Source organism: Reyranella sp., from assembly GCF_004297265.1.
GTDB lineage: Bacteria > Pseudomonadota > Alphaproteobacteria > Reyranellales > Reyranellaceae > Reyranella.
Genome location: NZ_SCUT01000010.1, coordinates 52445 through 69746 on the forward strand (window position 1 = coordinate 52445; position 17302 = coordinate 69746).

29 protein-coding genes are annotated in these 17302 nt (G+C 62.8%); all 29 read left to right on the forward strand.

Annotated features, from left to right (window positions below; translation table 11 throughout):
* The first annotated feature begins 76 nt into the window (after nucleotides 1-76).
* Nucleotides 77-2638, forward strand: a complete 2562-nt coding sequence (locus tag EPO41_RS03840) for a DNA-directed RNA polymerase (protein ID WP_296320661.1) — start codon at nucleotides 77-79, stop codon at nucleotides 2636-2638.
* Between the two features lie 75 nt (nucleotides 2639-2713).
* The gene (locus EPO41_RS03845) at nucleotides 2714-2932 is read left to right on the forward strand and encodes a hypothetical protein (protein ID WP_296320664.1); all 219 of its coding nucleotides are present in this window, start codon (nucleotides 2714-2716) and stop codon (nucleotides 2930-2932) included.
* Entirely contained in the window at nucleotides 2929-3195 is a 267-nt protein-coding gene (locus EPO41_RS03850) for a hypothetical protein (RefSeq protein WP_296320666.1), read from the forward strand. The genes EPO41_RS03845 and EPO41_RS03850 overlap by 4 nt, the downstream gene beginning before the upstream one ends.
* Before the next feature lies 1 nt (nucleotide 3196).
* Complete coding sequence (locus EPO41_RS03855; protein ID WP_296320669.1) at nucleotides 3197-3373, forward strand: hypothetical protein; 177 nt, start codon at nucleotides 3197-3199, stop codon at nucleotides 3371-3373.
* Nucleotides 3373-3567, forward strand: a complete 195-nt coding sequence (locus EPO41_RS03860; protein WP_296320671.1) for a hypothetical protein — start codon at nucleotides 3373-3375, stop codon at nucleotides 3565-3567. Before EPO41_RS03855 ends, EPO41_RS03860 begins: the two co-directional genes overlap by 1 nt.
* Nucleotides 3564-3731 (forward strand): hypothetical protein, encoded by a 168-nt coding sequence (locus tag EPO41_RS03865; protein ID WP_296320673.1) that lies wholly within the window; start codon nucleotides 3564-3566, stop codon nucleotides 3729-3731. Before EPO41_RS03860 ends, EPO41_RS03865 begins: the two co-directional genes overlap by 4 nt.
* Nucleotides 3731-4408, forward strand: coding sequence for a hypothetical protein (locus EPO41_RS03870; protein ID WP_296320676.1), 678 nt, complete (start codon nucleotides 3731-3733; stop codon nucleotides 4406-4408). The genes EPO41_RS03865 and EPO41_RS03870 overlap by 1 nt, the downstream gene beginning before the upstream one ends.
* A gap of 73 nt (nucleotides 4409-4481) precedes the next feature.
* Nucleotides 4482-4814 (forward strand): endodeoxyribonuclease, encoded by a 333-nt coding sequence (locus tag EPO41_RS03875; protein ID WP_296320678.1) that lies wholly within the window; start codon nucleotides 4482-4484, stop codon nucleotides 4812-4814.
* Entirely contained in the window at nucleotides 4811-5242 is a 432-nt protein-coding gene (locus EPO41_RS03880; RefSeq protein ID WP_296320684.1) for an N-acetylmuramoyl-L-alanine amidase, read from the forward strand. The genes EPO41_RS03875 and EPO41_RS03880 overlap by 4 nt, the downstream gene beginning before the upstream one ends.
* A 21-nt stretch (nucleotides 5243-5263) precedes the next feature.
* Entirely contained in the window at nucleotides 5264-5458 is a 195-nt protein-coding gene (locus EPO41_RS03885; RefSeq protein WP_296320687.1) for a hypothetical protein, read from the forward strand.
* 1 nt (nucleotide 5459) lies between these two features.
* Nucleotides 5460-5690: a helix-turn-helix domain-containing protein gene (locus EPO41_RS03890; RefSeq protein ID WP_296320690.1), complete on the forward strand. Its 231-nt coding sequence runs from the start codon at nucleotides 5460-5462 to the stop codon at nucleotides 5688-5690.
* 14 nt (nucleotides 5691-5704) lie between these two features.
* Nucleotides 5705-6133, forward strand: a complete 429-nt coding sequence (locus EPO41_RS03895) for a hypothetical protein (RefSeq protein WP_296320693.1) — start codon at nucleotides 5705-5707, stop codon at nucleotides 6131-6133.
* Between the two features lie 273 nt (nucleotides 6134-6406).
* Nucleotides 6407-7864 carry a DnaB-like helicase C-terminal domain-containing protein gene (locus EPO41_RS03900; protein ID WP_296320695.1) on the forward strand — a complete coding sequence of 486 codons (1458 nt, stop codon included), beginning with the start codon at nucleotides 6407-6409 and terminating at the stop codon, nucleotides 7862-7864.
* 8 nt (nucleotides 7865-7872) lie between these two features.
* A complete protein-coding gene (locus EPO41_RS03905) occupies nucleotides 7873-8037 on the forward strand; it encodes a hypothetical protein (RefSeq protein ID WP_296320699.1) in 165 nt (54 codons plus the stop codon).
* Between the two features lie 82 nt (nucleotides 8038-8119).
* On the forward strand, nucleotides 8120-8314 hold the full coding sequence (locus EPO41_RS03910) for a hypothetical protein (RefSeq protein ID WP_296320702.1): 195 nt from the start codon (nucleotides 8120-8122) through the stop codon (nucleotides 8312-8314).
* Between the two features lie 23 nt (nucleotides 8315-8337).
* Nucleotides 8338-8895 (forward strand): hypothetical protein, encoded by a 558-nt coding sequence (locus tag EPO41_RS03915; protein ID WP_296320705.1) that lies wholly within the window; start codon nucleotides 8338-8340, stop codon nucleotides 8893-8895.
* A 115-nt stretch (nucleotides 8896-9010) separates the two neighbouring features.
* Nucleotides 9011-9571 (forward strand): hypothetical protein, encoded by a 561-nt coding sequence (locus tag EPO41_RS03920; protein WP_296320708.1) that lies wholly within the window; start codon nucleotides 9011-9013, stop codon nucleotides 9569-9571.
* A 22-nt stretch (nucleotides 9572-9593) separates the two neighbouring features.
* Entirely contained in the window at nucleotides 9594-10265 is a 672-nt protein-coding gene (locus EPO41_RS03925; RefSeq protein WP_296320711.1) for a serine protease, read from the forward strand.
* A 19-nt stretch (nucleotides 10266-10284) separates the two neighbouring features.
* Nucleotides 10285-12159 (forward strand): DNA polymerase, encoded by a 1875-nt coding sequence (locus EPO41_RS03930; protein WP_296320713.1) that lies wholly within the window; start codon nucleotides 10285-10287, stop codon nucleotides 12157-12159.
* Nucleotides 12160-12166: 7 nt separating this feature from the next.
* Nucleotides 12167-12691, forward strand: coding sequence for a GIY-YIG nuclease family protein (locus EPO41_RS03935; RefSeq protein WP_296320716.1), 525 nt, complete (start codon nucleotides 12167-12169; stop codon nucleotides 12689-12691).
* A complete protein-coding gene (locus EPO41_RS03940) occupies nucleotides 12672-13439 on the forward strand; it encodes a hypothetical protein (protein WP_296320719.1) in 768 nt (255 codons plus the stop codon). Before EPO41_RS03935 ends, EPO41_RS03940 begins: the two co-directional genes overlap by 20 nt.
* Nucleotides 13415-13684: a hypothetical protein gene (locus EPO41_RS03945; RefSeq protein WP_296320722.1), complete on the forward strand. Its 270-nt coding sequence runs from the start codon at nucleotides 13415-13417 to the stop codon at nucleotides 13682-13684. Before EPO41_RS03940 ends, EPO41_RS03945 begins: the two co-directional genes overlap by 25 nt.
* Before the next feature lie 136 nt (nucleotides 13685-13820).
* Nucleotides 13821-14051: a hypothetical protein gene (locus tag EPO41_RS03950; RefSeq protein WP_296320726.1), complete on the forward strand. Its 231-nt coding sequence runs from the start codon at nucleotides 13821-13823 to the stop codon at nucleotides 14049-14051.
* Nucleotides 14052-14384, forward strand: a complete 333-nt coding sequence (locus EPO41_RS03955; protein ID WP_296320729.1) for a hypothetical protein — start codon at nucleotides 14052-14054, stop codon at nucleotides 14382-14384. It abuts the gene before it with no gap.
* Entirely contained in the window at nucleotides 14384-14764 is a 381-nt protein-coding gene (locus tag EPO41_RS03960; protein ID WP_296320731.1) for a hypothetical protein, read from the forward strand. Before EPO41_RS03955 ends, EPO41_RS03960 begins: the two co-directional genes overlap by 1 nt.
* 107 nt (nucleotides 14765-14871) lie before the next feature.
* Nucleotides 14872-15294, forward strand: a complete 423-nt coding sequence (locus tag EPO41_RS03965; protein ID WP_296320734.1) for a GNAT family N-acetyltransferase — start codon at nucleotides 14872-14874, stop codon at nucleotides 15292-15294.
* Complete coding sequence (locus EPO41_RS03970) at nucleotides 15291-15494, forward strand: hypothetical protein (protein ID WP_296320738.1); 204 nt, start codon at nucleotides 15291-15293, stop codon at nucleotides 15492-15494. The genes EPO41_RS03965 and EPO41_RS03970 overlap by 4 nt, the downstream gene beginning before the upstream one ends.
* Nucleotides 15495-15531: 37 nt before the next feature.
* Entirely contained in the window at nucleotides 15532-15726 is a 195-nt protein-coding gene (locus EPO41_RS03975) for a hypothetical protein (protein WP_296320740.1), read from the forward strand.
* Nucleotides 15727-15729: 3 nt separating this feature from the next.
* Entirely contained in the window at nucleotides 15730-17298 is a 1569-nt protein-coding gene (locus tag EPO41_RS03980) for a portal protein (protein WP_296320743.1), read from the forward strand.
* Nucleotides 17299-17302: the final 4 nt, after the last annotated feature.

Sequence of the window (17302 nt, forward strand, 5' to 3'; positions counted from 1 at the left end):
CGGACGAAGTCCCGTGGTGGGCAAAAGTACCACCATTGCTGCCGGGGTCACTGACCCATTCCACTTAGGAGACCCTATGGAGATCGTGAACGATCCTGTAGCGCGCCAGCTCGCCCTCGAAGGCGAGATGTTCCGCGCCAGCGCTGAGAAACTGCGCGCCGAGATCGCCAAGGCCAAGAGCCGTGGCGCCGAAGACGAGACCCCCTACTCGGCCCGCCTGATGGTGGGCAAGGTCGAGGCGGTCGCCAACGGCATCCGAGAGTTCATCGCGCCGTTCGAGGCTGGTCAGCCTGTCCGCAAGGCCATCGCCATCAAGTTCATCCGGCTGTTGGAGCCCGAGGTGGGCGCCGCGCTGGCCCTGAAAGGTATCCTGGCCGGCATCACCAAGCGCCGCACGTTCCAGCGCTGCGCCATCATCATCGGCCGCATGGTCGAGGACGAGCTGATGTGGCGGGCGTTCGAGGGCCAGAAACCCGAGGAGGCCAAGATCACCGAGCGCAAGCTGTCCTCCAGCGGCAGCTACAGGCACCGGAAGCGTGTGGCCGGTGTTATGGCCGGCAGGGCCGGTGTCGATCGCGTCGAGATGACCGAGACCGAGCGCCTCAACGTCGGCTCGAAGCTCTTGGAGATCGCCATAGAGACCACCGGCATCGTAGAGCTGCACAGTGTCGTCATGGGCTCCGCGAGCCTAGCCGATGCAAGCTCTACGGTCCCGCACTCATCGAGCCGGCGCACCTCCAGGGATCGCATGTATTACATCATGCCGAAGCCCGAGACCCTCGACTGGATCGAGCGGTTCACCGGCTGGTACGCCGCGGTGTCCCCCGAGTGGTGGCCCACGGTGATCCCGCCGAAGCCGTGGACTGGGCCTTCGAGCGGAGGCTACTACACGCGAATCCCGAGACCGATCACGCTCGTCAAGAACGCCCGCAAGGCTTACGTGACGGAGCTGGAGAACGTCGACATGCCGGACGTCTATACTGCGGTCAACGCGGTGCAGGAGACCGCCTACAAGGTCGACGAGTGGGTGCTCGACGTGATCGAGAAGGTGTGGGCGAACAACCTCCACATCGCCAAGGTCGTGAAGCGCGAGCCAGACGATCTCCCGCCCAAGCCGGCCGACATCGACACGAACGAGGAGGCTCGCAAGGAGTGGCGCAAGGCGGCGGCGATGGTCTACGCCGGCAACGTGAAGCTCCTGTCGAAGCGCGTCCAGCTCGACCAGGGCCTCAAGATGGCCCGCAGGTTCGCCTCCGAGCCAGCGATCTACTTTCCGCACCAGTACGACTTCCGCGGACGCCTCTACGCGATCCCGCTGCTCTCGTACCAGGGGCCGGACTGGATGAAGGGGCTCCTTCGGTTCGCCGAGGGCAAGCCGATCAACGACGTCGAGGCTGCTGGCTTCCTGATGATCCAAGGGGCGAACCTTTGGGGCGAGGACAAGGGCTCGCTCGACGACCGTATGGCCTGGGTTGAGGCTCACGAGGAGCAGATCAAGCGCGCCGGCACCGACCCGCTGGCGGACTACTGGTGGGCCGACGCGGACAAGCCGTGGCAGTTTCTTCAGTGGTGCCGGGAGTGGGCGCAGTTCATCGAGCATGGCTACGGCTTCGTGTCGTCGTTCATCTGCTCGGCTGACGGCACCTGCAACGGGCTACAGCACTTCTCTGCAATGCTGCGCGACGACGTAGGTGGCTGCGCGGTGAACCTGTGCCCCAGTGACAAGCCAAACGACATCTACGCCAAGGTCGCGGAGGTGGTGACAGCCAAATTGCGTCTAATTGCCTCCCGTTCGGGAGGGGTTACGAAGGACGTGCCTCCTCGGTCCGCGCAAGAGTGGGCGAAGGTCTGGCTGGAGTTCGGCGTCAACCGGAAGACGACCAAGCGCTCGGTCATGGTGCTACCCTACGGCGGCACGCAGTATTCGACCCGAGAGTTCATCGAAGATGCGATCCGCGATCGACTGGCTGATGGAGACCCAAATCCGTTCGCCTGCCGAGTGAAAGACGCCAACGGCGCCTGGAACGACAGCAACGGCATGTTCGCCGCGTCTCTCTTCCTGGCCCCGCTGGTGTGGGAAAGCATCGGTGAGGTCGTCATTGCGGCCCGTACGGCGATGGGCTGGCTGAAGAAGGCGGCGTCGCTGGTGGCCCAGGAGGGTCTCCCGGTGACGTGGCAGACGCCGGACGGCTTCCCTGTCCAGCAAGCCTACTACGACACCGCCCAGCGGCGCGTGAAGCTGGGGCTCGCCGGGACCGAAGTGAAGCTGATGATCCGCGAGGAGCTGCCGACGATCTCTAAGCGGCGGCAGGAACAGGGCGTGAGCCCGAACTTCGTACACTCGTGCGACGGCACGGCCCTGCGCCAGTACGTCGTCCTGGGGAAGGAGAACGGGATCAACTCGTTCGCGCTCGTCCATGACAGCTTCGGCTCCCTGGCGGCGGACTACAGCATGATGCAGGCGTGCCTGCGTGAGGCGTTCGTGGACCTCTACCAGAACCACGACGTCCTCGAAGACCTTCGCTCTAACATCGCTCCGATCCTGTCGGGCGAGCGTAAGGGTGAGCTGCCGGTGGTGCCCACCAAGGGCGCCCTGGACCTCGAAGCGGTGAAGAAGAGCGACTTCTTTTTCGCCTAATGCCTCCCCAAAGGGAGGAATTGCAGGTCAAAAGTACCACCATTGCGGCCCACAAGCCGAACAACGGAGACCAACATGCAAGTCATCAACCGAGAACTCGGCGCCGCGCCGGTCGAGAAGATCGTGCTGGAGCTGACCGGCCCCGAGTACGAGACCGTGCTGCGCTCTCTTCGCCGTATGCAGATCGGCGCGAACAGCTACCTCACGTTCACGGGCAACGACGCGAACATCACTCGTGCCCACAAGCGCCGCGCCGAGCACCTCCATCGTGAGCTGACGGGGCGCGCACGATGAACCTCGACAAGCTCAACAACGTCCCCCTGGCGGCGACGGCGCAGTCCACCTTCGCCGTCTTCGACACCCTTCAGCTCCCCTCGCACGACACCAACGAGCAGCGCCTCGCGGCCATCTTCTGTGCCGCGTTCCTGGCCGCTCGACGGTTCGGCGTGAACCCCAACAAGGGGTGGGAGCTGGCGAACAATCTCATTCACGGCGCGGACGGCAAACAGGTTCCTGAGTTTGCCGGCGCCGCCCGCTATCTGCGCGAGGAGTTCTGAGATGAAGGTCAAGAAGACCAAGGCTGGCAACTTCAAGCTCAAGGCCAGCGAGGACGAGGTCAAATACCTCATGCATCTGATCGGCCCGACGAACTACGAAGAGGACATCGAAGCCGGCGTACCGGAAGGCACCGGCTACGGCATCTACAGCCCCCTGCACGACGCGGTGAACGAGTGATGCAGACGAGAAACAACTTCGTCATTCGCGAAGTCGACAATGGCTGGGTCGTCGAGATCGGCGGCAGCCTGGAGCGGCTCACGTCGGGAGACGTGCGCGTCTACCAGAACTCCTCGGACATCGCCGAGCTTCTCGACATATACGCCGAGAAGTCGCACTCGCGGCGCGAGGCCGAAAGGCCGGTGTCCCTGTGACCCGCTACCAAGCCCGCCTCGTCCAGCGCTTCGAGCGCTACCTGCGCGAAGACGCGGCGCCCCCGGTCGACCTGACCGCGGCGCTGCTCAACGAGGGCCTCAGTCCGTTTGAGATCGAGGCCAATCTCGACACCAATCAACTCACAACGACGGAGGCCCTGTAGTGGCCGAGAAGAAGCCCAAGCCGCAGAAGTTTACGTCGGAGATCGGCACCGCGTTCCACCCCTACCTCGACAAGCCCGACACCAAGTTCAAGGACGAGGGCGAGTTCAAGGTCAACATGCGCTGGTCGGCCGAGGACGCCGCCAAGATCAAGGCCCAGGTCGACGAGAAGATGAAGGAGGCGCGCAAGCTCCCCGATCTGCTCGCGGCCAAGAAGAAGAACCCCAAGGCGGCGATCCCCGAGAACACTCCCTACAAGGAAGCGATCGACGACAACGGCGACGAGACCGGCGAGCTGGAGTTCAAGTTCGCGACCACGGCGAGCGGCAAGTCCAAGAAGGACGGCAAGCCCTGGAAGCGCACGATCAAGTTCTTCGACGCCAAGGGTCAGCCGATGAAGCCGATCTCTCTGTGGAGCGGCTCGCGTCTGCGCGTCTCGTACACGATCGGCACCTACTTCATCAACGCCAAGGTCGGCTACGGCGTGAAGCTCTACCTCGAAGCGGTCAAGGTCATCGAAGCTGTCCAGGGCAGCGGCGGCTCGGCCAAGGACTACGGCTTCGGCGAGGAAGAGGAGGGCTACACGAAGGACGACATGCAGTCCAACGACAGCGACGACGCTGGCGATGACAGCAGCGACAGCGAGGACAACGACGGCGATGACGCGACCGACTTCTAGGGGTCGGCGTCGTCCTAAGTCCAAGGCGGAAGTCGGGCGAGTGCTCGGCTTCCGTAGTGGACTGGAGGAGAGAGTGGCCGCGGAGCTGGAGACAGCTCTCGGCCATCCCGTCGACTACGAAACCACCACCATCACCTACGAGAAGCCGGCGAAGAAGAGCCGGTACACGCCGGACTTCCGGCTCCCGAACGGGATCATCGTCGAGACCAAGGGCCGCTTCGTGACCGCCGATAGGCAGAAGCACATCACCATCAAGGCCCAGCACCCCGACCTCGACATCCGCTTCGTCTTCTCCAACCCCAACGCACGCATCTCGAAGCGAAGCGCCACGACCTACGCCATGTGGTGCAAGAAGAACGGCTTCAAGTATGCCGAAGGCTCCGTCCCCGCGGAGTGGCTCAAATGACCCGTAACCGCGCGAGCACGCGCTACATCGTTATTCACTCCTCGGCGACCCCGCCGAACATGCCCGTCGATGCTGCCACGATTGATCGTTGGCACCGGGCGAGAGGCTGGCTGATGGTCGGCTACAACCGCGTGATCCGCCGTGATGGCGTGATCGAGCAGGGTAGGCCAGACGACGCAGTCGGCGCACATGCAGGACCGGACTACAACGCTGTCTCCGTTGCGGTCTGCATGGCTGGTGGGGTCGCCGAGGACGGCAAGACGCCGGAAGCAAACTTCACGCCCGAACAGTGGGCGTCGTTGGAGAAGCTCGTCCGCGAGTGGAAGGACCGATACCCCGAGGCGCAAGTCGTTGGGCATCGCGACATCAACTCGACGGAATGCCCGAGCTTCGCTGTCAAAGAGTGGGCCGCTTCTGTCGGCCTGTAACCCCAACACGGGAGACCAACAGTGGCCGACTATGTAAAGATCAAGATGCCGAAGTCCGTGGAAGAGGAGCCCAAGGAGTACGTCGACAAGAAGCGGGCGAAAGACGCGGCGAACGCACTATTCGGCGCCTTCGGTTGGGACCAGTCGCCGGAAGGTTCCCCCTTCTGGCTATCCGTCTACGAGCGCCTGATGCAGATGTCGAAGCGGGGCTACTGACATGACCCAGCGCGACCAGATCATCGAACACCTCAACAAGTACGGCTCGATCTCGCCGCTCGAAGCGAGGCACGTCTACGGCATCGAGCGCCTCGCGTCGCGGATCGACGAGCTGAAGAAGTCCGGCTTCCGGATCAGCACCACGCCCAAGAAGGACGCCAAGGGCAAACGCTACGCCGAGTATGCGTTCACCCCCGGCGCCGTCCAGGCGTCCCAGGCGTTCACGCTCTGACAACAGGAGAGACCATGCAAGAGATTACCGACAATCGAGACGGCATCGGCGGGACATTTCGCGTCGAGAAGGATGAAGACGGGGACCTTTCCGTCATCGCGAACGGTAAATTTGACGGGGAGCGGGCAAGTGTCTGGCTCAACCCGGCCGCCGCTCGCCAGCTCTACAACGCCATCGGCGCCGAGATGGGCTTCGACAAGCCGGCCAAGACCCGCACGGCCCCCAAGGGCGCCCAGGCGTACAAGGGCAACGGGAACCACAAGTGGGAAGAGGTGACGACCGACCCCAAGGGCGCCGGCTACACCTACCGCCTGCGCGTTCCGGGCGGCTGGCTGTACCGGACCGTCACGACTGTCCCCGGCTATCTCGGCGAGGAGCCGATCCCCGTGGCGCAGTCCACGGTGTTCGTCCCGGTCTCCGACGTGGTCGGCTACGCGGTCTAGCTGCGTCTCAATCGTTCCCCAACAGGGGCCGCTTCCATTCCGGAGGTGGCCCCCATTTTTTCTGGAGACCTAATGGCGGACAGCGAGAGCAGCGTCATTCGCACGGAGGGATGCCCGGTCTGCCCGTCCTCCGATGCCTTCAAGGTCTACGACGACGGGCACGGCCACTGTTTCTCGTGCGGACACCATGACCCCCGATACGCAGCTTCTACTCTGGCTGGCGCTGATGGCGCTGGCGTGGGCGTTCCTAAAGGGCGCCCCAAGCGATCTGGAATGATCGAGGGAAAGACCGCCGCGCTCCCGAAGCGCAACCTCACCGAGGAGACCGCGAAGAAGTGGCGGTACGAGGTGGGTAAGTTCAAAGGCAAGTCCGTCCAGATCGCCAACTACCTCGACGAAGCCGGCAAGGTGGCGGCGCAGAAGCTCCGCTTCGCCAACAAGGACTTCACCGTCGTCGGCAATCTCAAGGACGCCCTGCCTCTCTTCGGCCAACACCTCTGGCGCGACAAGGGTAGGATGGTCGTCGTGACCGAGGGCGAGATCGACGCGATGTCGGTGTCGCAGCTACAGGGCCACAAGTACCCTGTGGTGTCCCTGCCCAACGGCGCCCAGGGTGCCAAGAAGTCCGTCGCCAAGGCGCTCGACTGGCTCCTCGGCTTCGAGGTGGTCGTCTTCATGTTCGACATGGACGACCCCGGTAAGGAAGCAGCCAGCGAATGCGCTGCGTTGCTCCCCCCAGGTCGCGCCAAGATCGCCGCGCTGCCTCTCAAAGACGCCAACGACATGCTCAAGGCAGGCCGTGGCGCCGAGGTGATCGACGCGATATGGGGCGCCAAGGAGTACCGGCCGGACGGCGTGGTGTCCCTCAAGGACATCCGCGATCGCGTCCTGGCGGTGCCCGAGACTGGCCTGCCGTGGGTCTTCCCGACGCTCACCAAGCACACCTTCGGGCGACGCTACGGCGAGCTGTATTTCGTGGGTGCCGGCACAGGCGTTGGCAAGACGGACTTCCTGACCCAGCAGATCACCTTCGACGTGGTCGATCTGGGCCAGAAGGTAGGCGTGTTCTTCTTCGAGCAGCAGCCAGAGGAGACGGGCAAGCGCCTCGCCGGCAAGCTGACCGGCAAGCGCTTCCATATCCCCGATGGGACCTGGGAGCAGCCCGAGCTGATCGAGGCTCTCGACAAGCTCGACGCTCACGACGGGCTCCGCTTCTACGACCACTTCGGCGTGACCGAGTGGGACGTGGTGAAGGCGCGCATCCGCTACATGGCGCACGCCGAAGGTATCCGCATCTTCTACCTCGACCACCTCACGGCATTCGCGGCCGGCGCGGAGGACGAGCGCAAAGAGCTGGAGCGGATCATGGGCGAGCTGGGCGGGCTCGTGAAGGAGTTGAACATCATGATGACCGCGGTGTCGCACCTGTCGACGCCGGAAGGTAAGCCGCACGAAGAGGGCGGTCGCGTGATGATCCGGCACTTCAAGGGCTCTCGATCCATTGGCTACTGGTCGCACTTCATGTTCGGCCTGGAGCGCAACACGCAGAGCGACGATCCCGAGGAGCGCGGCACGACAACCTTCCGCATCCTTAAAGATCGCAACACCGGCAACGCCACTGGCGAGACCTTCGCCCTGGCCTACGACCGAGACACCGGCCGGCTCTTCGAGACCGACATGCCCGTCACTGACGGCGGCATGACGTCCGACGACAGCAAGCCAGACTTCTAGGAGACCATATGAACTACCTCAACATCGCGTTCGCGCTCCTGCTCCTCTCGTGGGGCGGATGGACAATCGGGATCACGGTGCTCAACGCCTATCGCAATCCTGGCCGCAATCGTCAGGTCCAGTTTTTCATGGGCGTGACCACCATCGCGCTCGCCTCTCTACTCCTGCGGTGATCCCATGATGCCAACACTAACGCGACGGTCCATCCGTCGTGGCGCCAACGCGCGCTTCCAGGGCGTCCCGACGTTCGCCGGGATGATGTCCTTCTTGACCGAGATGAAGATCGAGTTCGGCCTCTCCGGACGGCCGATGGGCTCTCGCGTGTTCGTCGGCCAGATGGGCAACGGCGAGTTCCTGTCGGCGACGTTCGCCCATCCGACCAAGAAGTCGAACAAGCGAGGGAGCCGAATGGCGACCCTGTCGTGGCGGAAGCCGAAGGTGCCGGTATGAGCGAGGCAGCAGGAGACGGTTACGTGAAGTGGCTTATGGCGCAGACGCCGCAGCTCAAGGCGCCGGCGCCTTATCTCGTCGTCGACAACACAGTCCACAAGCCCACGATCTACTTCGATCTCGACGGCGTGCTCGCGGACTTCGACAAGGCCGCCGAGCGCGTCCTGGGCACGAGCAACATCTACCGCTTCGAGTTCGTCCATGGGCAGGAAGAGTTCTGGCGGCTGCTCAATCGCTCGCGGGGCTTCTTCCGCGACATGGAGATGATGCCCGGTGCGGATCATCTCCTGCGAGCTGCGGACGGTTTCCCGACCGCGGTGCTGACGGCTCTGCCCAAGACCAATGGGGAGAGCGTGGCGGATCAGAAGCGGCGCTGGGTCGAGCAGCACCTGGGGCCGCACTACCACGTCATCACCTGCCTCACGCACGAGAAGCCCAACTACTGCAAGCCGGGCGACATCCTGATCGACGACCGGGCCGTCAACAAGCGGCGCTGGGAAGCGAAGGGCGGGAAGTTCGTGCTGCACGAGAACGTCGGCAACACGTTGGCTCAACTCGAAAGCCTGGGAGTGAAGGCATGACACCTTACGATTTGATGGCATGGACCTTGGCCGTGGGGCTCGTGATCGGCGTGTTCCTGGTCTTGGTCAACTTCTGCCTATCCCTTTGGTGGAGGCTGAAGCGAGGGTACTACCGGTGATCAAACTGATCGCTCTCTGCGGTGCCCCTGGCGCCGGCAAGACGGAGGTGCAGGCGTACCTCCAGAAGCACTACGGCGTGATCCCGGTCGACGACGGGCACCCCTTGCGGGACTTCGCCGTTCGCCACCTGGGCCTCACGCACTCCGACGTGTCGACGCAGGATGGCAAGGCGTCCCTGCGCGCCTTCCCTGGCGGACGGCATATGTTCGTCCGCGAGGCCCTGGGCGAGCTGGGCAACAGGATCGAGGAAGTCTTCGGCCCCGATGCGATCCCCGAGATGGCCTATAACTGGGTCATCCGGAATGCGAATAGAGGCTGGGCCTCGAACGAGTGCTACTGCTTCGGCTCCGTCCGCCGCCAGCAAGGCCGCTTCTACAAGTCCAAGGGCGCCGTCGTGGTCGAGATCAAACGCCCAGGCCACGAGCCGGTGAACGAGTTCGACCGCTACGACGCCTCGCTCGCCGACTTCACGATCAACAACGACAGCTCGATCGAAGCGCTCAACGCCCGTATCGAGTTCCACTTCGGACCGATGCTGCGCCAACACGCGCACTAATCGCTCCGCAACAGGAGACAATATGGATTACTGGGATCGCGCCCACACGGCGGACAGGATTGTTCGCTGGGTCGTGGGCCTCAGTATTATCGCCATGCTGATGGCGGCGCTAACGTCGTCCTCGTCACCAACTCCCGAGCAACGCGCCGCCGCCTCGACTGTCTATGTTGCCATCAACGACGAAGGCAGCCACGGCTCGGGCGTCGTCATTGCCCCTGGCGTCGTCCTCACGAACCACCACGTCGTCGAGAAGCTCGACAAGGTGTCCGTCGAGTTCCCCAACGGCGACAAGCGGGAGGCCAAGGTTGCCTGGAAGGGCGTCAACTCCTACGACCTCGCCGTCCTGTTGGTCGACACCAAGGACATCAAGCCGGCCGCTATCGACTGTGCGGTCTCCCCTGTCGGGCGGCAGGTGTACGCGCATGGTCATCCCATGAGCCTCCGCAGCATCACGACCTGGGGCAAGGTCGCCAGCGCGCCGATCTATGGCGACAAGGAGATCGCCGACGCGGTGGTCCTCGACCTCACGATCACCAGCGGCAACTCCGGTGGCGGTGTGTGGTCGGGCGGCAAGCTGGTGGGCATCTCAACCGCCGTATTGGCAAAGGGCAGCTTCTTTGGTCCGCCAGCACAGACCGGCCATTCAGTGATGATCCCTGGCTCGGCCATCTGCCGCGTGCTTGGGCGATCCTGACCACTCCTAGAGAGGGTAAATGCAGCTCGTATTCGACACAGAGAGCGACGGCTTCGTCGACGACCTCACGCGGCTCCATAGTCTCGTGATCCGTGACGCAGAGACCTCCGAGGTGGTCCTGTCCTGCACGGACGATAGTGCCGACTTCGCTCCCATTGAGGAGGGGCTGCGGTTGCTTGCGGACGCCGACGCGATCATCGGGCACAACATCGTGCTCCACGATCTTCCGGCGATCCGCAAGGTCTACCCTGGCTGGACTACCAGGGCGAAGGTGATCGACACCCTCGTACTCTCACGCATCGCATGGCCAAACGATCGGCTGCGCGATCGGGACTTCGCGCTCCAGAAGAAGGGCAAGCTGCCGGCACAGATGATCGGCCGACACGCGATCGAGGCGTGGGGCTATCGCGTCGGCGTACAGAAGACCGGCACGGACATCGCCGACTGGTCGCGATGGACGCCATACATGCACGAGCGTTGCGAGAGCGACTGCGCCGTGAACGTCAAGGTCTGGCACGACCTGCGGGAACAGAAGGTCCCCGAAGACGCCCTTCAGGTCGAGCAGCAGATGGCCGTGATCCTCGATCGCCAAGAGCGACGAGGCTTCCTGTTTGATCAGGAGGCGGGCCAAGAGCTGCATCGTGTCCTGATGCGGCGCCACGCCGAGCTGGAGGATCAGCTCCGCAATGCGTTCCCTCCCTGGGAGGTACGCACGCCATTCACGCCTAAGGCCAACAACAAGAAGCTCGGCTACGTGAAGGGCGTCCCGACTGAGAAGGTGAAGGTGGTGGTGTTCAACCCCGCCTCGCGCGACCACATCGCCGACCGTCTCATCAAGGTGCGCGGCTGGAAGCCGAAGGAGTTCACGCCGACTGGCAAGCCACAGGTCGACGAGAGCACCATCGGCATCCTCAACTACCCCGAGGCGAAACTGCTGACCGAGTACCTGTTGGTCGGCAAACGCCTCGGGCAGCTCATGGACGGCAAGGAGGCCCTGTTCAAACACATCGGGCCGGACGGGCGCATTCACGGGAGGGTCAATCCCAACGGGACCTTCACGTTCCGCATGTCGCACTCGAAGCCAAACATGTCTCAGGTGCCTTCGGTGAAGAAGCCCTACGGCAAGGAGTTCCGCGCGTTGCTCATGGCGGGCGCCGGGCTCGTGCTGGTGGGCGCCGACGCTGACGCCTTGGAGCTGCGCTGTCTCGCGCACTACATGGCGAAGTACGACGGCGGTGCGTACATCAAGACCGTCCTCGAAGGGAACAAAGAAAACGGGACGGACATGCACTCGGTCAACGCCCGAGCGCTGGGTCTCGATCCGGTCCGCAAGTACCCTATCGACGGCGCGATGATCTCAGGACGCGAGATCGCGAAGGTTTGGTTCTATGCCTTCATCTATGGGGCAGGGGACTGGAAGCTGGGCTTCATCCTCGGCATTCGCGGCAACGACGCCAAGATCAAGTCCGCGGGCAAGACGTCCCGCGCGAAGTTCCTCAAGGGTCTGCCGGCGCTCGGCAAGCTCGTCGAGGAGATCAAGAAGGCTTGGAAGAAGCGCGGCTACCTCCTGGCGATCGACGGGCGCAAGCTCTTCGTCCGCTCGGATCACGCCGCTCTGAATGCTGTCCTGCAATCCGCAGGCGGCATCGTCATGAAGCACGCCGCAGTCATCCTAGACGAACGGCTGATGGCCCAGGTTCCCGCCTGGACCATTGAGAGTGAGTTCGTGGGGAACTTCCACGACGAATGGCAGATCGAAACGAAGGAGACCTATGCCGAGATCATCGGAAAAGAAGCCCGTGCCTCAATCGCTGCCGCAGGGGAGAAGCTCCGGTTCCGATGCCCACTCGACGGAGCCTACAGTGTTGGAAGGACGTGGGCAGACACCCATTAAGAAACGCTTGAGCCGAGCCGACAAGATCGCCGCTATGTCGGGAATGGTAGTCGGAGGTGTTCGGCTCGGGGAAATACTGTCCGAAGACGAGATGGTGAAGTTGTGGGAGCAGAAGGCTAAAAATCGGCGAACGGCCGCCTGGAGAGCCAGACGGCCAGAACATCGGCAGAGGAAAAGAGAAGTTGAGATTGAGTGGCGGGTTAAGGCTCGGAAGCGAGACTTCGGGCAGCGCATCTATGTGGCGGTTAACCCGGTTTACGCCGGGTTCGTGAAGATTGGAAAAACGGTAGCTAATCCCAACTATAGGCTTTCCAGCTTTAACGTCGCCGATCCTCTGAAGCGTTTCTCTTATGCGATAGTTGTTGATGTGGAGGATGCGGGCGCCGCCGAAAGCCAAATCCACCAAACACTGAAAGAGTTTCGCGTCCGCGAGGACGGGGAGTGGTTCAAGGTTCCGGTCGACGTCGCCGTTCGTTTGGCCGAAAGCCTCCGCAAAAGGAGTAGTAACGAAAATGACGACGTTAATAGTTGACGCCGACAGCTTCGCCTATGCGGCGGCGGTGGCGGCCGAAACAACCGTCGAATGGGAGCCGGGGCAACTCTCCGTCTCCGCGGACGCCGACGAAGCGATCGCCGAAGTCTCGCGCAAGCTCCGCAACCTGAAGAAGGAGCTTGAGGCCGACAAGCTCGTGCTCGCGATCAGCGACGCTTCGGAGAACGGATGGCGCCGCAAGGTCTATCCGAAATACAAGGCGCACCGGAAGGAGCGCAAGCCGCTCGCCCTCCAGGCGGTGCGTGACTTCCTGTTGAGCAAGGGCGCCTACCTGCGCCCCACGCTCGAAGCCGACGACGTCTGCGGCATCCTGGCGACGAACAGCAAGATCGTGCCGGGGCCGAAGATCGTGGTCTCGATCGACAAAGACTTGAGGACGATACCTGGGAGGCACTTCAGTCCACTGAAGCGCGACGAGGGGATCGTCGTGGTGGACGCCCACGAGGCCAACTACTTCCACATGATGCAGACCCTCACGGGCGACGTGGTCGACGGCTATCCAGGCTGCCCGAACATCGGCCCGGTGAAGGCCAAGACGATCCTGGCCGAGACCGGGATCGACTTCGGTAAGTCCTACTGGGACGCCGTGGTCGAGACCTTCGAGAAGAAGGGCCTCACCGCCGACGATGCCCTAGTGCAGGCCCGCGTGGCTCGCATCCTTCGGGCCTCTGACTATGACTTCAAACAGAAGAAGGTAAGACTATGGACGCCACCACAATCATCCTGAGCATCGCTCTGGTCTGGCTACTATCCGCCTATGCGATGCTCTTCTGGGTCTCACATGAGAACTGGGTCGAGGACTACCACCTGATTGGCTCGCTGGTGCTAGGGCCGTTCAACTTCGCGCTCGTGGCCTACCTCATGGTGGTCCACCGCGTATGGCCCCGAGTGCGTCGCTTCTACCGCCGCGAGCGGGCCTCCATCGTCTCTAAGCTGGAGATCATCAAGTGGCCCCGGCTTGGCGGAAGGTAATCGCCGAGACCCTCGAAGACGCCTCCGAGCGTCTCGAAAACCGCTCCCGGTTCCTCCGCGGAGCCGGCCTCAAGGAAGAAGCCAACGAAGCGCATCTCTGCGCCGAAACCATCCGCGACATGATGAAGGAGACCGCATGAGCGACGTACTTCAGGGATTGATCAGGAAGGCCTCCGACGAAATTCGGGAAAAGATGTCGGCGATCCTGAAGGAGCAGTCAGAGCTTCAGAAGGCTTGCTCCCATCCGAACGTAACGAAGGACCACAAGTCCAACGCCGGAAACTACGACCCGTCCTCAGATGCCTACTGGACGGACTTTCGCTGCCCCGACTGTCACAAGTTCTGGACCGAAGAAGGAAGCCGTTGAATGAGCAATCCGAATATCATCTACCCGACAGCCTCCGACACCGTCTTCTTCGGCGACCCCAAGTTCGGCCCGTACCGCCACCAGCTCATGCGCGCCTACAAGATGGTCGCCGAGGGCAAGGGGCAGCAGCGCCACGGCGCCGGCCGCGCCTGGAACGACCAGCCGATCATCACGATCTCCCGCTCTGTCGGCGTGGGCTTCCCCCTGGGGCAGGCCCTCAAGAAGATCGAGGAGAGCACTCGCATGGAGGACACCGCCGCCGTCAATGAGCTGCTGGGCTCGATCGGCTATATCTGCGCCGCGGTGCAGGTGATCGAGGAGGGGCATCGCTGATGCTGAAGTTCCTCGACACCCTGGCCCATCGCCTGAAGCTCCTCCGGTACGGCGACGCCACGCTGGTCGAGGCCCTGGAGCGCACCAAGGGCGAGCTAGAGCATTCCCGCAAGATGCGGATCGTCCAGCAGGTGAAGCTCACCAGGGCGCAGGAGGGGCTCGGCAACATCTCTGCCCATGCCGACTACGCCTTGAAGAACGGCCAGCCGGAAGTGTTCCTGGCCGCTCTGCGCGACTACGCCGAGGAGGCGGTTTTCGACCCAAGCAAGCGGCGCTACGAGGACATGGACGGCGTAAGCGCCAAGGCCCGCTGGGGCTACGACTTCGCCGAGCCGCCCGGCTACCTGACGCCCCAGGCGCCCAAGCGCGTCACTTACTGACCACTACAGCCGGACAGGGTTAACCCCCTGATCCGGCTTTGTTTTTCCAAAAGTGCCACCTTTGCAGCTATTCCCTGTGTCCCCTATAGAGAGACCATCCTGTGAACTTGAGCGTCCGCAAGGCGCGCGTGGAACACACAGGAGCCGTGCAGGAGCTTTACGAGACCCTGTTCCCGGCTGACGGCCCGTTTAAAGCCTGGGCCACCCCCGACGTGATTTGGTTCGTCGCCCTCGACGACAAGAAGGTTGTCGGCTTCGCAGGCGTCCGGTTCATCCGGCGCAGCAAGACAGCAGAGCTTGTCATCTCAGGCGTCGCCACGACCCACCAGGGCCGCGGCATCCAGCGCCGGCTTATTTCCGCGCGTGAGAGAGCGGCTCGAAAGGTCGGAATGACCAGGGCCGTGAGCTACACCATTCCTCAGAACGCCCCTTCCGCGACCAACCTCGCGAAGCGTGGCTACTCGACCTACCGACCGAAGACCGCATGGTCCGGAAGACGCAGCGTCGTCTACTGGGAGAAGCGCCTATGAGCGCCCCCTACGAACCTGAGTTCGTCCTCCCTCGCACCGCCGACGAAGTCATCGAACTTCTCGAACGTGCCTTCCCCCTCCGAAACATCCCATCCGAAACGCCTTACCACGTCATGCAGCGTGAGTTCGGCCGACGCGATGTCATCGACTTCCTTCGCCGCCTCAAGGCGGACAGGGACGAGGACATCCTGAAAGGGTAATCCTCCAGTGTGCCTGTCCACACCCAGCGCGCCGCCTGTGATCCAGCAGTCGGCCCCGCTTCCTCCTCCCCCGCCGAACCAGACCCCGAAAGCCCCCGACATCGATCCGCAGGTGAAGAACCAGCGGGAGAACGCTTCAACGCAGCGCAAGGGCACCTCGATCTTCCGCAATGACCTGACGATCCCCACAGGCAGCGCGGCGGTTGGCAGCGGCGTCAATATCCCGAAGTAACGAATGAAGACGGCCGAGAACAGGTACACTGAGCTGGCCTCCATTCGCGAACCATTCCTCGTCCGAGCGAGGGCATCTGCCGAGCTTACCGTCCCGCATCTGATGCCCCCCGATGGGCACACAGGGAACGAACAGCTCGTCACGCCCTTCCAGTCGGTCGGCGCCCGTGGTGTGAACAATCTAGCCGTTCGCATCCTCCTGGCGCTGCTCCCCCCGAACAGCCCCTTCTTCAAGTACCAGCTCGACGACTTCGTGTTGTCCGAGCTGTCTGGAAGGGATGACGTAAGGGCCGAGTTCGAGGAAGCGCTGTCCTCCATGGAGCGCGCCATCCAGGGTGAAGTCGAAACGACTGCCATCCGCGTGCCGGCCTTCGAGATGATCAAGCAACTGCTCGTAGCGGGCAGCGTGCTCATTCACTTCCCGAAGTCTGGCGGTATGCGCGTCTTCCGCATGGACAGCTTCGTCGTGAAGCGTGACCCATTCGGTAATCCCCTAGAGATCATCGTCAAAGAGAGCGTGTCTCCTACCGTGCTTCCGGAAGACGTCCGGAGGATGGTCGAGGCCGTCGAGAAGAACGATGCAGCCACCGACGCCCAGCGCACGGTGGACATCTACACCTACATCCGCCGCCAGCCCGACAAATGGACTGTGTGGCAGGAGATCAAGGGTAAGCGCATCGGAAACTCCTTTGGCACCTATCCACTCGATCGTACCCCTTGGCTGCCTCTGCGCTTCACGCGCATTGACGGCGAGGACTACGGTCGCTCCTACGTCGAGCAGTACCTTGGTGATCTTCGCAGCCTCGAAGGGCTGACGCAGAGCATCGTCGAAGGGTCTGCCGCCGCCGCTAAAGTCCTGTTCCTGATTAAACCGAACAGCACCACGCGCGCTCGTACCTTGGCGCAAGCTCCCAACGGAGCCATTCGCGAAGGTAACGCGGACGACGTGAAGACGCTACAGATGGAGAAGTTCAACGACTTCCGTGTAGCGTTCGACACGATCTCGCGGATCGAGCAACGCCTGGAGTTCGCGTTCCTGCTCACCAGCGCCATCCAGCGCAGCGGTGAGCGTGTCACCGCCGAAGAGATACGGCGCGTCGCCAGCGACCTCGAAGTCGCCCTGGGCGGCGTCTATGCCCTTCTCTCGCAAGAGTTCCAGCTCCCGCTGGTCAGTCTCTTGTCGGCGCGTATGCAGGCCCAGCGGCGTCTGCCCAAACTCCCCAAAGACAAGATCAAGCCCACCATCGTTACAGGTCTGGAAGCACTGGGCCGCGGTAACGATAACGAACGCCTCGTCGGCTTCATGCAGGATATGGCCCCGTTCCAGAAGGAGCTGGCGCCGTACTTCAAGGTCCAGAACCTTGCCAAGCGTGTTGCCGCGTCGAGGCAGATCGACATCAAGGACTTGTTCAAGTCTGACGACGAAGTGAAGGCGGAACAGCAGCAGCAGATGATGCAGGCGATGGCCCAACAGGTCGCGCCCAACGTCGTGAACCAAGGGGGTGCCCTCCTGAAGGGCGCCCAAGAGCAACAGGCCGCGGCCCCCGAGGCGGCGCCTACACCTCCGCAATAGAGAG

Bases quoted from the DNA above. Each gene is read 5' to 3' on its own strand.
- EPO41_RS03840 (WP_296320661.1), top strand. From the start codon at position 77: ATGGAGATCGTGAACGATCCTGTAGCGCGCCAGCTCGCCCTCGAAGGC.
- EPO41_RS03845 (WP_296320664.1), top strand. From the start codon at position 2,714: ATGCAAGTCATCAACCGAGAACTCGGCGCCGCGCCGGTCGAGAAGATC.
- EPO41_RS03850 (WP_296320666.1), top strand. From the start codon at position 2,929: ATGAACCTCGACAAGCTCAACAACGTCCCCCTGGCGGCGACGGCGCAG.
- EPO41_RS03855 (WP_296320669.1), top strand. From the start codon at position 3,197: ATGAAGGTCAAGAAGACCAAGGCTGGCAACTTCAAGCTCAAGGCCAGC.
- EPO41_RS03860 (WP_296320671.1), top strand. From the start codon at position 3,373: ATGCAGACGAGAAACAACTTCGTCATTCGCGAAGTCGACAATGGCTGG.
- EPO41_RS03880 (WP_296320684.1), top strand. From the start codon at position 4,811: ATGACCCGTAACCGCGCGAGCACGCGCTACATCGTTATTCACTCCTCG.
- EPO41_RS03890 (WP_296320690.1), top strand. From the start codon at position 5,460: ATGACCCAGCGCGACCAGATCATCGAACACCTCAACAAGTACGGCTCG.
- EPO41_RS03895 (WP_296320693.1), top strand. From the start codon at position 5,705: ATGCAAGAGATTACCGACAATCGAGACGGCATCGGCGGGACATTTCGC.
- EPO41_RS03900 (WP_296320695.1), top strand. From the start codon at position 6,407: ATGATCGAGGGAAAGACCGCCGCGCTCCCGAAGCGCAACCTCACCGAG.
- EPO41_RS03905 (WP_296320699.1), top strand. From the start codon at position 7,873: ATGAACTACCTCAACATCGCGTTCGCGCTCCTGCTCCTCTCGTGGGGC.
- EPO41_RS03910 (WP_296320702.1), top strand. From the start codon at position 8,120: ATGATGTCCTTCTTGACCGAGATGAAGATCGAGTTCGGCCTCTCCGGA.
- EPO41_RS03925 (WP_296320711.1), top strand. From the start codon at position 9,594: ATGGATTACTGGGATCGCGCCCACACGGCGGACAGGATTGTTCGCTGG.
- EPO41_RS03930 (WP_296320713.1), top strand. From the start codon at position 10,285: ATGCAGCTCGTATTCGACACAGAGAGCGACGGCTTCGTCGACGACCTC.
- EPO41_RS03940 (WP_296320719.1), top strand. From the start codon at position 12,672: ATGACGACGTTAATAGTTGACGCCGACAGCTTCGCCTATGCGGCGGCG.
- EPO41_RS03945 (WP_296320722.1), top strand. From the start codon at position 13,415: ATGGACGCCACCACAATCATCCTGAGCATCGCTCTGGTCTGGCTACTA.
- EPO41_RS03950 (WP_296320726.1), top strand. From the start codon at position 13,821: ATGAGCGACGTACTTCAGGGATTGATCAGGAAGGCCTCCGACGAAATT.
- EPO41_RS03955 (WP_296320729.1), top strand. From the start codon at position 14,052: ATGAGCAATCCGAATATCATCTACCCGACAGCCTCCGACACCGTCTTC.
- EPO41_RS03960 (WP_296320731.1), top strand. From the start codon at position 14,384: ATGCTGAAGTTCCTCGACACCCTGGCCCATCGCCTGAAGCTCCTCCGG.
- EPO41_RS03970 (WP_296320738.1), top strand. From the start codon at position 15,291: ATGAGCGCCCCCTACGAACCTGAGTTCGTCCTCCCTCGCACCGCCGAC.
- EPO41_RS03980 (WP_296320743.1), top strand. From the start codon at position 15,730: ATGAAGACGGCCGAGAACAGGTACACTGAGCTGGCCTCCATTCGCGAA.